This window comes from Rhodococcus sp. NPDC056743, assembly GCF_042790355.1.
Lineage (GTDB): Bacteria > Actinomycetota > Actinomycetes > Mycobacteriales > Mycobacteriaceae > Rhodococcus_F.
This window is the reverse complement of record NZ_JBHTZI010000012.1, coordinates 156,270-170,408: the sequence shown is the minus strand read 5'-3', so window position 1 is coordinate 170,408 and position 14,139 is coordinate 156,270. Positions and strand designations below refer to the sequence as shown.

General features: G+C 63.2%; 8 protein-coding genes. All 8 read left to right on the top strand.

The genetic code is table 11. The features are described from left to right. The first annotated feature begins 170 nt into the window (after window positions 1-170). The 8 genes from ACFRFQ_RS26685 to ACFRFQ_RS26650 all read left to right on the top strand — a co-directional run bounded on the left by ACFRFQ_RS26685 (window position 171) and on the right by ACFRFQ_RS26650 (window position 14,124). A complete protein-coding gene (locus ACFRFQ_RS26685; protein WP_378664520.1) occupies window positions 171-1,181 on the top strand; it encodes an alpha/beta hydrolase in 1,011 nt (336 codons plus the stop codon). Between the two features lie 351 nt (window positions 1,182-1,532). Then, on the top strand, window positions 1,533-3,419 hold the full coding sequence (locus tag ACFRFQ_RS26680; RefSeq protein ID WP_378664517.1) for an alpha/beta hydrolase-fold protein: 1,887 nt from the start codon (window positions 1,533-1,535) through the stop codon (window positions 3,417-3,419). A gap of 118 nt (window positions 3,420-3,537) precedes the next feature. After that, window positions 3,538-4,089 carry a DUF732 domain-containing protein gene (locus tag ACFRFQ_RS26675; protein ID WP_378664516.1) on the top strand — a complete coding sequence of 184 codons (552 nt, stop codon included), beginning with the start codon at window positions 3,538-3,540 and terminating at the stop codon, window positions 4,087-4,089. A gap of 3 nt (window positions 4,090-4,092) precedes the next feature. Beyond that, window positions 4,093-5,046, top strand: a complete 954-nt coding sequence (locus ACFRFQ_RS26670) for a cutinase family protein (RefSeq protein ID WP_378664663.1) — start codon at window positions 4,093-4,095, stop codon at window positions 5,044-5,046. A gap of 157 nt (window positions 5,047-5,203) precedes the next feature. Then, window positions 5,204-5,479 carry a hypothetical protein gene (locus ACFRFQ_RS26665; protein WP_378664514.1) on the top strand — a complete coding sequence of 92 codons (276 nt, stop codon included), beginning with the start codon at window positions 5,204-5,206 and terminating at the stop codon, window positions 5,477-5,479. A 164-nt stretch (window positions 5,480-5,643) separates the two neighbouring features. Next, entirely contained in the window at window positions 5,644-7,533 is a 1,890-nt protein-coding gene (gene fadD32, locus ACFRFQ_RS26660; protein WP_378664512.1) for a long-chain-fatty-acid--AMP ligase FadD32, read from the top strand. Window positions 7,534-7,660: 127 nt separating this feature from the next. Next, window positions 7,661-12,586: a polyketide synthase Pks13 gene (pks13, locus tag ACFRFQ_RS26655; RefSeq protein ID WP_378664661.1), complete on the top strand. Its 4,926-nt coding sequence runs from the start codon at window positions 7,661-7,663 to the stop codon at window positions 12,584-12,586. Continuing rightward, the gene (locus tag ACFRFQ_RS26650; protein WP_378664510.1) at window positions 12,583-14,124 is read left to right on the top strand and encodes an acyl-CoA carboxylase subunit beta; all 1,542 of its coding nucleotides are present in this window, start codon (window positions 12,583-12,585) and stop codon (window positions 14,122-14,124) included. Before pks13 ends, ACFRFQ_RS26650 begins: the two co-directional genes overlap by 4 nt. Window positions 14,125-14,139: the final 15 nt, after the last annotated feature.

Here is a 14,139-nt window from a genome sequence, read left to right as displayed (position 1 = left end):
CACAACCAAACCTGTGACATAGGGTCCACCGAGCGCAGTGTGACTGGAACGAGGTCCGCTGCCAGTCTGGTTTGTCCAGGCTGGCGCACATACCTGTTCCCCGACGGAATCCGTCGGTACTTCCCCTTGTCGGGGGTAGCTACCGCAGACGAAGAGAGAGAGCAGTATCCATGCGATTTGCCCCGACGAGGCTGACACAGCGCCTCAAGCACCGAGCACTTGCCATCGGTGCGGCAGCACTCGTGCTTCCCCTTGCCGCAGGCGTCGCCGGTAGCGCAGTTGCTACCGCTGCTCCCGCGCACGCTGCGCCGGTCCAGACCGCGCCGTGGGGCGGATTCGAAGAACTGTGGGTGCCCTCCACGATGGGCAACATCAAGGTTCAGGTCCAGTGGGCCGCTCGCGGCGGAAACGCTGCCCTTTACTTGCTCGACGGCCTCCGCGCTCGTGACGACGCCAATGCGTGGTCCTTCGAGACCAACGCTCTCGAGCAGTACCGCAACGACAACATCACCCTCGTGATGCCGGTCGGCGGACAGTCCAGCTTCTACACCGACTGGTACGCACCCTCGAACTTCAACGGTCAGCAGATGACCTACAAGTGGGAGACCTTCCTCACGGAAGAACTGCCTGACTTCCTCGAGAACTACGGCGTCTCGCGCAACAACAACGCTGTCCTCGGCCTGTCGATGGGTGGCAGCGCCGCACTGACTCTCGCTGCGTACCACCGCGACCAGTTCAAGTTCGCCGGCTCGCTGTCGGGTTACCTGAACATCTCGGCTCCCGGTATGCGTGAAGCGATCCGCGTCGCGATGCTCGATGCCGGCCGCTTCAACGTCGACTCCATGTGGGGACCCCCGTGGAGCCCGGCATGGCTGCGCAACGACCCGTTCGTCTTCGCTCCTCGCCTCGAGGGCCTGTCGATGTACATCTCCGCAGCAAGTGGTCTGACCGGCAAGTACGACAACCCCAAGGGCTTGGTCGGCTACTACAACACGGCAAACGCCATGGGCCTCGAAGCACTTGCACTCGCCAACACGCGCGCATTCCAGATCCGGATGAACACGCTCGGCATCCCGGCCACCTACAGCTTCCCGTCCAACGGCACCCACTCGTGGGCATACTGGTCCGAGGAACTGTTCAAGGCCCGCGGCCAGATCCTCGACACCATGAACGCCTGGTGACCATGCTTCACCGCAAGACTTAATACAGACAAGTGCCGTTCCGGACTTCCGACAAGGAAGACCGGGACGGCACTTCTGTTTGGTTGGGGATGCCGTAAACAGGAACTTCGGTAACAATTGCACCACCAGTAACAGCGCGGCTACCCCTAGGCGGAGTCGTTTCCGTGTAGAAAGAGTTTCGACAGGGCTCTGGTCGCCGAGGTGGTGTGCGAGGCAGAGATGCCTCGCCGCGTAGGCACTGAACACGTGAGACGCCGAGTACGTGAGACACCGAGTACGTGAGACACCGAGTACGTGAGACGCCGGGTAGTAAGACACGCGGACCGGAAGTAAGGGAAAGAGAGTGAACTCATGCGAGTAGGCCTTGCCAAGAGGGACCGCAGACGGTCCTCCGGGACCTATCGAACCAAGGTCGTCGGAGCGTTGGCAGCTCTGCTGGTTCTGCCGATCGCAGCAGGCCTGACCACGGCGGGCACCGCTGCCGCTGCGCCGAGTCCGGCTCTCACCGCGCCCGCCGCAACCCAGAACCAGGGCGGCGCCACCGTCGGCAAGGTCGAATGGCTCAGCGAGCGCCGGGTCGCACTCTGGATCAACTCCCCGTCGATGGGAATCCCCATTCAGGTTCAGATTCTTCTGGCCCGTGACTGGAACGTGAACCCGTCGGCCACCTTCCCGTCCGTCTGGATGCTCGACGGCCTTCGCGCCACCGACATCGAAAACGGCTGGACCGCCGAAACCGATGCCGAGTCGTTCTACGCGGACAAGAACGTCAACGTGATTCTCCCCGTCGGTGGACAGTCCAGCTTCTACTCCGACTGGCTCGAAGCCGACAACGGTGTGTTCTACCAGTGGGAAACGTTCCTCACCAAGGAACTTCCGTCCATCCTCGAGAACGATTGGCGCACAACGCAGACCCGCGGAGTGGTCGGTCTCTCCATGGGTGGCACCGCCGCGATGTCTCTTGCCGCGCGCAACCCCGGATTCTTCAAGTTCGCCGCGTCGCTCTCCGGCATCCTCACCACGACGTCCCTCGGAATGCCGCAGGCAATCCAGTTCGCGATGAACGACGCAGGCAAGTTCAACTCCGCAGCTATGTGGGGCCCGCCGTCGAACCCGCAGTGGGCTGCCCACGATCCGTACACCCAGGCCGACAAGCTCAAGGGCGTCAGCCTGTACGTGTCGAGCGGTAGCGGCACCACCGGACCGTACGATCAGCCGTCGGGAATCCCCGGTGTCAGCACCAACTACGCCGGCATGGGCCTCGAGATTCTTGCGCGCCTGACCTCGCAGACGTTTGCGACCAAGCTCAACTCGCTCGGCATTCCCGCGCAGATCAATTACCGTCCGTCCGGCACGCACTCGTGGCCGTACTGGCAGTTCGAGCTTCATCAGCTGTGGCCGCAGCTCGCCAACGCGCTCGGCACCGAGGTCGAGAAGCCGGCGTGCGGCGCTTCGGGTGCCATTGCGGCAACTGCAGCGGCAAACAGCTGGATCGGTGACTGCGTCACCGCCGAGTACAGCGTCGCGGGTGGTCTGGCTCAGGACTTCCGCAACGGTCGCATCTACTGGACCTCCGCCACGGGTGCGAACCCCATTGCGGGCCGTATCGCCGGCGAATACATGAACACCGGTGCAGCTGCCGGTCCGCTCGGCTTCCCGACCACCCCTGAACTCGGAACCCCGGACGGTCAGGGACGGTTCAACCACTTCCAGAACGGCTCCATCTACTGGACCTGGTGGACCGGCGCCCACGCCGTCCGCGGAGCGATCCTTTCCGAATGGGCCGCACAGGGTTACGAAGGTGGTCCGCTCAAGTACCCCACCGCAGCGGAGATCGCGACCCCCGGCAAGGCCGGCAGCGTGCAGGGCTTCGAAATCGGCGCCATGTACAACAGTGCAAACGGCACGTACGCCGTGCTCGGCATGATCATGGGCAAGTACGGCGAACTCGGTTGGGAAAACGGATGGCTCGGGTTCCCGAAGTCCAACGAGGTGGCGATCAAGGACAACGGTCGCTTCACTGAATTCGACGGCGGCAACATCTACTGGAGCCCCGCGACCGGCGCCTGGTCCGTCGCCAACGGCCCGATCTTCGACGGATGGAAGAGCGTCGGCTACGAAACCGGCAAGCTCGGATATCCGCTCAGTGACAAGTTCGACATCCCCGGTGGAAATCAGCAGAACTTCCAGTTCGGCTGGATCACCGTGATCGACGGCAAGACCGAGATTCACCAGTAGGACGCAACGTACGACACACAACGCACGGCGGGCGGGCCCGATCACGGATCGGTGCCTGCCCGCTGTGCGTTGCGTAACCTGATGATGGACTTTCGACTGAAGGCAAGGACGGACATTGATGTCGCTTTTCTCGGGTAACCGAAATACTTTTGCGCGCGCGATCGCAGTGGGCTCTCTGACACTGATCACCGGTGGGATGCTCGTCGCTTGTGGAAGTGACGACTCGACGGTCACCTCCACTCCGCCCACGACGTCCGCCGCGGCATCATCGTCGGCTGCGAGCAGTTCGGCATCCGCGAGCGCGACCACAACGGCATCCGCAGCGCCCACCAGTCCCGGAGCGGCAGCCACGGCTCCGCCGGAGCAGCCGCAGAGCATCGAGGGTTTCCCGGGCCCGACAGAAGTAGAGGTCAGTCCCGAAGCGCAAGCGTTCCTCGACGGTCTGAAGGCCAAGGGAATTACGCCGGAGGGTGACGGCAGCATCGCGGTCAACACGGCTAACTACATCTGCGCCGCCAACGTCCAGGGAACGTCGGACGAGGAAATCCTTGCTCTGGTGACGGCCGTTGTGGGTTCCGCGTCGACGGATGGCACCGCGATCACGTCCGAGCAGGCCACCGCGAATGCTCAGGTCTACATCGATGTCGCCAACGCCACATTCTGCAAATAAATGATGGCGCGAGGCGGAAAGCGTCGGGGTTGCCTGATCCCGCTGCTGATCATTCTGGTGGTCGCAGCCGTAGTGATCGGCGGTTGGTACATCCTTGCCGGGCGGGTGCCGACACCCGAGCCGTTGCCACCCGGACCGGAGAAGCCGGCGTCGCAGCCGGCTAGTTGTCCCGATGTCCAGGTAGTTGCCATCCCCGGAACGTGGGAGTCCAGCGCGACCGACGACCCGTACGCGCCGTCGGCAAATCCGGCTTCGTTGATGCTCAACGTCACGGGGCCGTTGCAGAATCAGTTCGACGCTTCACGTGCGGACGTCTACACGGTTCCGTATGTTGCACAGTTCTCGAATCCGGTGGCGTTTCCGCCGGACGGGCAGCAGTCGTACAACAACAGCCGGGCTGCGGGAACTGCTGCCACCAACGACTTTCTGGTGCAGCGGCACGCTGAGTGCCCGCTGACGAGTTACGTGCTCACCGGCTTTTCGCAGGGCGCGGTCATCGCCGGTGACGTTGCCGCGAGTATCGGCAACGGTACGGGCGCAGTACCGGCGGATCTTGTGCTCGGCGTCGGTTTGATCGCAGACGGGCGTCGTGATCCCGCGTACGGAATCACCGTTGGCCCGAGCGTTGCCGGCGTGGGTGCCGAGTTGTCGCTGAACGGTTTGAAGTTGCCAGGTCTGACGATGACGGGTGCCCGTGAGGGTGGGTTCGGCAAACTGAACGATCGCACCTATCAGATCTGTGCACCGAGTGACGGTATCTGTGACGCACCGGCAGGAGCCTTGAATCCCGGAAACCTTCTGACGTCGCTGCCTCGCTTGACGGAGTACTACAACAATCCTGTGCATGCGCTGTACAACACCTTCCAAGTTGATCCGGAGGGCACGACGGCGACCCAATGGATGGCACAGTGGGCAGCGGACAAGATCAACGGTGCGCCGACGCCGCCACACAGTTGATCCTTTTTGTCGGGTTGGGGTGCGTAGGCAGGTACTCTGCTGGATTGGTCGTGGCAAAGTGCGACCACTGCTCGCCTCGTCCTCTAAAGTGCTGTCACGAACGTGACTGGCGAGTAAGTTCGGATGTTCAAGCCTGTTGACAACGGAGGAGTGATTCATGGGTTCCACCCATAGCCTTGGTGCGCGCCGCGCGCCCCGGCTCGCAGTTCTCTGCAGGGTGGGAATGATCACAACTCCAGGTCATGGCATCTTGCGGGCTGCTGCCGTGGAGCGCACGCGCGGCGCCACGGAGCCGCCAGGCTCTCCGTGCCTGGCAAGTGGCACTTTCGAGGAGCGTGAGTCGGCTGCGTCGATTCAGCTGGGCGGGATCGCGTCGATCGGTTCCTCGCTCGCCACGATCGCTGAGGCCGAGCACGCGCGGCGATGCGGATGATGCCGATCTGTAACATATCGATGGTTTGGGATCGATGAAGAGATTCAGGTGAGTTGCGCACGTAGTGCGATTCGATTGATTGACGATATACCCGAGAGAGCGAAGGAAGTCTGGGGCGCAAGCATGACCAAAAATGCTTGTGTGATCGCTTCGGAGGAGATGGAATGAACGCGCTGTTCGATGGTTTTCTCGACGAGAAGGGCCGGATTCGCCTGAAAGAGGGCTTCACTCTGGTCGACTACGTCGAGCAACACTCGCGTGTGAACGCGGACGAGCTCGCGTACCGCTACATCGATTACTCGCGTGAGCGTGACGGTGAAGCGCAAGAGCTGACGTGGCACCAGTTCGGTGTGCGTCTGCGCGCTGTTGCCGCCCGCCTCCAGCAGGTCACCAAGCCTGGCGACCGCGTGGCGATCCTGGCACCTCAGGGTCTCGACTACGTCATTTCGTTCTTCGCGGCAATCCAGGCCGGTTCCATCGCCGTTCCGCTTTTCGATCCGGACGAGCCCGGCCACTCCGATCGCCTGCACGCCGTTCTCGGGGACTGTAAGCCGTCGGCAATCCTGACTGCCGGATCTTCGGCCGCCGGCGTCCGTGCGTTGTTCCGTTCGCTGCCCGCCGCCGAACGCCCGCGCATCATCGCCGTCGACGCCATTCCCGATACCGTCGGCGAAACCTGGGTTCGCCCGGACATCGGCTTCGACGACATCGCCTACCTGCAGTACACGTCGGGTTCGACACGAGTTCCGGCCGGCGTCGAGATCACCCACCGCGCTGTCGGTACCAATGCACTGCAGATGGTCGACTCCATCGAGCTCACCGAAGATTCACGCGGCGTCACCTGGCTGCCCCTGTTCCACGACATGGGTCTGCTGACGGTCATCCTGCCTGCGTTCGGCGGCAAGTACATCACCATCATGAGCCCGCGCGCCTTCGTTCAGCGGCCCAACCGCTGGATCAAGGAACTCGCTGCGGCGTCGGACGGCGCAGGCACCTTCGCGGCCGCCCCCAACTTCGCTTTCGAGCATGCCGCTGCGCGTGGTCTGCCCAAGGACGGCGAGAACCTCGACCTGAGCAACGTCATCGGCCTGATCAACGGCAGTGAGCCGGTCACGACGGCGTCGATGCGCAAGTTCAACGAAGCGTTTGCGCCGTACGGTCTGCCCAAGACGGCGATCAAGCCGTCGTACGGCATGGCCGAGGCGACGCTTTTCGTGTCCTCGACCAAGCATTCCGACGAGGCCAAGGTCATCTACGTCGACCGCAACGAACTCAACAACGGCCGCATGGTCCTCGTCGATCAGTACGCCGACAACGCCATCGCGCAGGTGTCGTGCGGATACGTCTCACGCAGCCAGTGGGCCGCCATCGTCGACCCCGAAACGCAGACCGAGGTTCCGGACAATCACGTCGGTGAGATCTGGTTGCACGGCGAGAACATCGGTGTCGGTTACTGGGGTCGCCCCGAAGAGACCGCCGAGACGTTCCACAACACCCTGATCAACCGCCTGCCGGAAGACAGCCACACCGACGATCTGCCGTTGGACGCCCACTGGATGCGTACCGGCGACTACGGCGTCTACGTCGACGGCGAGCTGTACATCACCGGTCGCGTCAAGGACCTCGTGATCGTCGACGGCCGCAATCACTACCCGCAGGATCTCGAGTCTTCCGCTCAGGACGCCAGCCCAGCATTGCGTCCGGGATTCATCGCGGCGTTTGCCGTTCCGGCAAACCAGTTGCCTGCCGTCGTCTTCTCGAATTCCCACTCGGGTCTGTCGTTCGACGACGACGATTCCTCGGAGCAGTTGGTCATCGTCGCCGAGCGTGCGCCCGGCGCCGGTAAAGCCGACCCGCAGCCGATCGCGGATACGGTCCGCGCCGCGATTTCGACTCGTCACGGTGTGACCGCACGCGACATCCTGCTTGTTCCGGCCGGTTCCATTCCTCGCACGTCCAGCGGCAAGATCGCCCGCCGCGCGTGCAAGGCAAGCTACATCGAGGGAACGCTGCGTGGTGGCTATCAGCAGACGGCATTCCCCGATAGCGTTTGAGGAATATCCCCTTCATGATCGGTAGCTTGGTGAGTTGATGGTTGAACAAGATGGTGCGCAGGACAGTTCCGTAGACGTGAGCGCTGCTGGTGATGCGAGCGGTGTCGACATGAGCAGCGGTGTCAACATGAGCGCTGCGCAGCTCCGCGAGTGGTTGCGCAACTGGATCGCCGACGCGACCGGTCAGCCGGCCGGCGCGATCACGGACGATCGTCCGATGGAGGAGTTCGGGCTCGCATCACGTGATGCGGTTGCCCTGAGCGGCGACATCGAGGATCTGCTCGGAATCACATTGACCGCGACCGTTGCGTATCAACACCCGACCATCGCGTCACTGGCTACTCGCATCATCGAGGGTGAGTCCGAGGTGCCGGAAGAGAGCGTCGACGCGTCGTACTACGCGTCAGGCGGCAACACGGACGCTCACGACATCGCCATCGTCGGCTTGTCGACGCGTTTCCCCGGCGCCGGACATACACCGTCGCAGATGTGGGAGATGCTGGCCGCCGGCCGCGACGGCATCAGTGACCTGCCGGACGATCGTTGGGCCGAATTCAAGTCCGATCCCGCGCTCGCGGCCGCGATCGAGAACGCCAACACCAAGGGCGGCTACCTCGACGACGTCAAGGGATTCGACGCGGAGTTCTTCGCGATGTCCCCGCTCGAGGTCGTCAACGTCGATCCGCAGCAGCGCCTCGCTCTCGAATTGACGTGGGAAGCGCTCGAGCATGCGCACATTCCCGCGAGCGATCTCAAAGGCAAGCAGGTCGGTGTCTTCATCGGCAGTTCTGCCAACGACTACCAGCTGCTCGCGGTCAGCGACCCCACGAACGCGCACCCGTACGCACTGACGGGAACGTCGACAGCTGTCGTCGCGAACCGTGTCTCGTATTTCTTCGATTTCCGCGGGCCGTCCATCGCGTTGGACACCGCGTGCTCGTCTTCGCTGGTCGCAGTGCACGAGGCTGTGCGCTCGCTGCGCAGCGGTGATTCCAACATCGCACTTGCCGGCGGCATCAACATGCTGCTGGCCCCTCCCGGAACTCTCGGGTTCGATCAGATCGGCATGCTCGCTCCCGACGGAAAACTGCGCGCCTTCTCGGCGCAGGCGCAGGGAATCGTTCGCAGCGAGGGCGGCGGACTTGTTGTGCTCAAGCGTCTCGAAGACGCCGAGCGTGACGGAGATTCCATCCTTGCGGTCATCGCCGGTTCCGCCGTCAACCAGGACGGGCGCTCCAACGGACTGCTCGCGCCCAACCCGGACGCTCAGGCCGACGTGCTGCGTTTTGCGTACCGCGACGCCGGCATTCTGCCCAGCACCGTCGACTACATCGAAGCTCACGGCACGGGCACCGATCTCGGTGATCCGATCGAGGCCGACGCGCTCAGCCGGGTTGTCGGGCGTGGACGTGACGACGACAAGCCGGCACTGCTCGGCAGTGCAAAGACCAACTTCGGGCACCTCGAGGCGGCAGCCGGCGCTGCCGGCCTGATCAAGGTTGTCCTGGCGATGCAGGAAAACACGATTCCCGCGACGCTCAACTACCTCGGCCCGAACCCACACATCGATTTCGAGAAGGCGCACCTGCAGGTGACACCCGAGGCCACCGACTGGCCTCGCTACACCGGCAAGGCCATCGCCGGTGTGTCCGGCTTCGGTTTCGGTGGTACCAACGCGCACGTCGTTGTTCGTGAGTACGTTCCCGCGGCTGATGATGCTGATCTGGATGTCGAGACTGAAGCTGCGGGAGTTCTTGCCGACGCAGCCGAGTCGATGGGGCTCTCGCAAGATCAGGCAGTTGTGCTCGCAGTGTCCGGCGCATTGCCGTCGCGTCGTCGCCGCGCTGCCGCTGATCTGGCCGATTGGCTCGAAACCGAAGAGGGCAGCACGACGTCGCTCGTGGATGTCGCGCGCACACTCTCGCGTCGTAACCACGGCCGCTCGCGCGCCGCCGTAGTGGTCAAGACTCGTTCCGAGGCCATCAGCGCTCTGCGCGCCGTTGCTGCCGGAAAGCCCGCTGCCGGTGTGTTCTCGGCCGACGCACCGTCGCCCAAGGGCGCAGTGTGGGTGTTCTCGGGCTTCGGTTCGCAGCACCGCAAGATGGCCAAGCAGCTGTATCTGGAGAACTCGGCGTTCAAGGCGGCCGTCGACGAGGTCGACGTGCTGATCCAGGACGAGGCCGGGTATTCGGTGGCGGAGATGTTCCTCGACGATTCGTTCGAGTACAACGTCGAAACCGCTCAGGTTGCGATCTTCACCATTCAGGTCGGCCTGGCGGCAGTGCTGCGTCATCACGGCGCCGATGCCGACGCTGTTGTTCCGCACTCGATGGGTGAGGCTGCGGCAGCGTATGTGTCCGGTGGCTTGAACCTGGAAGATGCTGTCCGCGTTATCTGTTCGCGTTCGCGTCTGATGGGCGAAGCCGAGGGCGCTTTGGCCGGTGACGACATCCGTCTGATGGCTCTGCTCGAGTACAGCGCGTCCGAGATCGAAGCGCTGCTCCCCACGTATCCCAAGCTCGAGGTCTGCGTCTACGCGGCACCGACGCACACGGTGATCGGTGGGCCGCAGCCCGATATCGAGGCAATTGTCGCCGCCGCCGAGGCCGACGGCAAGATGGCTCGCGTTCTGCAGACCAAGGGCGCAAGCCATACGTCGCAGGTTGATCCGCTGCTCGGCGAGTTGGCTGCCGAGTTGGCCGGTATCGAAGCGTCGACGCTGAAGGTGGGCGTCTACTCGTCCGTCGATCAGGACACTTTCTACAAGGCCGGCCACGAGCCGATCCACCAGGAAGCGTACTGGGTCAAGGGATTGCGCCACAGCGTGTACTTCACCAACGCTGTGCGTCTGGCGGTTGCCAACGGCCACACCACGTTTGTGGAACTTGCCCCCAACCCGGTGACGCTGATGTCCGTTGCCGCAACGGCATTCGACGCCGGTCTGCACGATATGCAGCTCATCCAGACGCTCAAGCGTAAGGAAGACGAGCCTCTCGGCGTTCTGTCGGCTTTGGCTCAGCTGTACGTCCACGGCCACGCGGTGAATCTCGAATCTCTGCTTCCGGCAGGTGAATTCGCAGTTCTCCCGCGCACCGCCTTTGTGCGCAAGCCGTACTGGCTCGACGTTCGGGTCAACTCGGGTGGCGCGGGACGCGTCCCCGGTTCGCACGTTGCTCTTCCCGACGGCCGTCACGTGTGGGAAGCCGACGCATCCGTCGTCACCGACCTGGCTGCTCTGGTGACTGCCGCTGCAGCTCAGGTTCTTTCGGACGTGACGCTGACCGCTGCCGTGCCACACGGCGAGATTGCGGGCGCCACGACGGTCACCACCACGCTCAACCCGCATCCGGGCGGCGCGTCGGTGCAGGTGCATGCCCGCGAGAACGGCTCCTTCCGGTTGCTGTTCGACGCTGTTGTCACCTCCGGTGAGGCTTTGCCCGAGCTGGTCGTAGCCGCACCGGCTCGTCCGGCCGCTCCGATGGAAGCCCTCACCGCGGTAGTCGAAGACGCCGGCGACAAATGGGATCCCCAGGGTTCGCAGAGCCTCGACGACCGCCTGCGGATCGTTGTCGCGGAATCCATGGGCTACTCGCCCGAGGATCTGCCGGCTGAGGTTCCGCTCATCGAACTGGGTCTCGATTCGCTCATGGCGATGCGCATCAAGAACCGCGTCGAGTACGAGTTCGACATTCCGCAACTGCAGCTTCAGGCAGTCAAGGACGCAAGCCTGCTCGAGGTCAACAAGTACCTGCGCTACGCCATCGAGAACCGTGAGGAAGTTCAGGCGATGGCAGATCAGCAAGCTGCCGAGAAGTTGGCAGTGGAAACATCGGCAGGGGACGCAGCCGGCGAGGACGTTGCTCCGGCCGAGGTGTCGGTGGAACTGCCGGTCCCGACTGCGCTCGAACCTGCTGATCCTTCGCGTGCGGGTACGGCTGACGACGCCGGTTCCGACGTTCCGCCGCGAGATGCCGCTGAGCGTTTGACGTTTGCGACGTGGGCAGTAGTCACCGGAAAGTCCGCCAAGGGCATTTTCAATGCGCTGCCGACCGTCGACGACGAGACTGCACAGAAGCTGGCGGTCCGGCTTTCCGAGCGGGCCGGCGGCGAAGTCACCGCTGACGACGTGCGTGGTTCCGGCACGATCGAAGAGCTCGCGGATGTTGTGCGTCAGTACCTCGAAGACGCGGGCAAGATCGACGGCGTCGTGCGTGTTCTGCGCGCCCGGCCCGAAGGTTCCGCTGCCGTACCGGTATTCGTGTTCCACCCGGCTGGTGGATCCACCGTCGCGTATGAACCGCTGCTCAAGCGTCTGCCTGCGGGAACGCCGATGTACGGGTTCGAGCGTGCCGAGGGCCCGATCGAGAAGCGTGCCGCAGAGTACGTGCCACTGCTTCGGGAGATTCAGGGCGACGGACCGTACGTTCTGGGCGGTTGGTCGCTCGGCGGCGTGCTGGCGTATGCCGTTGCAACCATTCTGCGCGAGCAGGGTGCCGATGTGCGGGTAGTTGCCATGCTCGACACCGTCATGGCCGGTGAAGATACTCCGGACACCACGGAGGAGCGGCGTAAGCGCTGGGAGCGGTACGGAGCCTTCGCGAAGCGCACGTACAACCTGGATGTTCCACTGCCCGTGGATGTTCTGGCCGACATCGAATCCGATGAAGATCAGATGCAGTTCCTCATGGACATGATCAAGTTGAGTGGCGTCAAGATTCCCGGCGGCATCATCGAGCATCAGCGGACGTCGTTCCTGGACAACCGCGCCATCCAAACCGCCAAGTTCCAGAGTTACGACGGCGACGTCGTGATCTACATGGCGGACAAGTACCACGACGAACTGATAACGCTCGAGCCTGCATTCAAAACCCGTAAGGCTGACGGCGGTTGGGGCGCGTACGTGAAGAACCTCGAGGTTGTCTACATCGGCGGGGATCACCTGCAGATCGTGGACGAGCCGTATATCTCGAAGGTTGCGGCAGACCTCACCACAAAGCTGGCCCAGATCGAGACAGCCCAGACCAAAGCAGCGGAAACCGGAGTTCAGAAGTGACGACAACCACCGCGGAGAAGCTTGCTGAACTCCGCGAAAAGTTGGAGAAGGCAAAGGAACCCGGCTCGGCTCGGGCAATTGCCAAGCGCGACGAGGCGGGCCACAGCACGCCGCGTCAACGCATCGACATGCTTCTCGATCCAGGTAGTTTCATCGAGATCGGCGCGCTCGTGAAGATGGCGGGCGACGGCAATCCGTACGGCGACGGCGTCATGACGGGCCACGGAACGGTCGACGGACGTCCCGTCGCTGTTTTCGCGCACGATCAGACGGTGTTCGGCGGCGCTGCCGGCGAGATGTTCGGCCGGAAGGTCGCCGCTGTCAACGATTTTGCTCTCAAAGTAGGTTGCCCGGTCATCGGCATCAACGATTCCGGTGGAGCCCGAATCCAGGACGCTGTTTCCTCGCTCGCGTGGTACGCCAACATGGGTGCGCGCCAGGAGCCGTTGTCTGGTCTGTGCCCGCAGATTTCGGTGATTCTCGGCAAGTGCGCCGGTGGAGCGGTGTACGCGCCGATCAACACCGACGTCGTGGTCGCGACCGAAGAGTCCTACATGTTTGTCACCGGCCCCGACGTCATCAAGTCGGTGACCGGCGAAGAGGTCAGCCTCGACGACCTCGGTGGAGCGCGAAAGCAGGCGGAGTACGGAAATATCCATCATGTCGCCCCCGACGAGAAGGCTGCGTTCGAGTGGGTGCGTGAGTACCTGAGCTTCCTGCCGTCCTCATGCCAGGAGAAGGCTCCGCTCATCAATCCGGGTCTCGAACCCGAGATCACCGAGACGGACCTCGAACTCGACACCTTCATGCCGGACGCCGACAATGCCGGCTACGACATGCACGACATCATTCTGCGGATCTTCGACGACGGCACCTTCCACGAGATCGGTGCCCAGGTCGCGCACAACATCATCACCGGGTTCTCGCGCGTCGACGGCCGTCCCGTCGGTGTTGTCGCGAATCAGCCCACGTACCTCAGTGGTGCACTCGACGCTGCCAGTTCGGACAAGGCCGCACACTTCGTGCGCCTGTGCGACGCGTTCGACATCCCGCTCGTCTTCGTGGTCGACACACCGGGCTTCCTGCCCGGCGTCGAGCAGGAGAAGGTCGGCGTCATCAAGCGCGGCGGACGCTTCCTCTTTGCGTACCTCGAAGCCACGGTGCCGAAGGTGACTGTGGTGGTTCGCAAGTCGTACGGCGGCGGCTACGCAGTGATGGGCAGCAAGCAGCTCGGTGCCGACATCAACCTCGCGTGGCCGACGGCTCGCATCGCGGTGATGGGCGCCGAGGGCGCCGTCAACATCATGGGCCGCCGTCAGCTGGCCGAATCCGGCGACAACGCACCTGCCGTGCGGGCGCAGCTGATCAACTTCTACAACGAGTTCGTTGCTACGCCGTACATCGCGGCCGAGCGTGGATACATCGACGCCGTGATCGAGCCTTCGCAGACGCGCCTCGAAATCCGCAAGGCGCTCAAGCTGTTGCAGGACAAGGTGGTATTCAAGAACCCGCGCAAGCACAACCTGATCCCGCTGTAACTTGGTGTGATCACG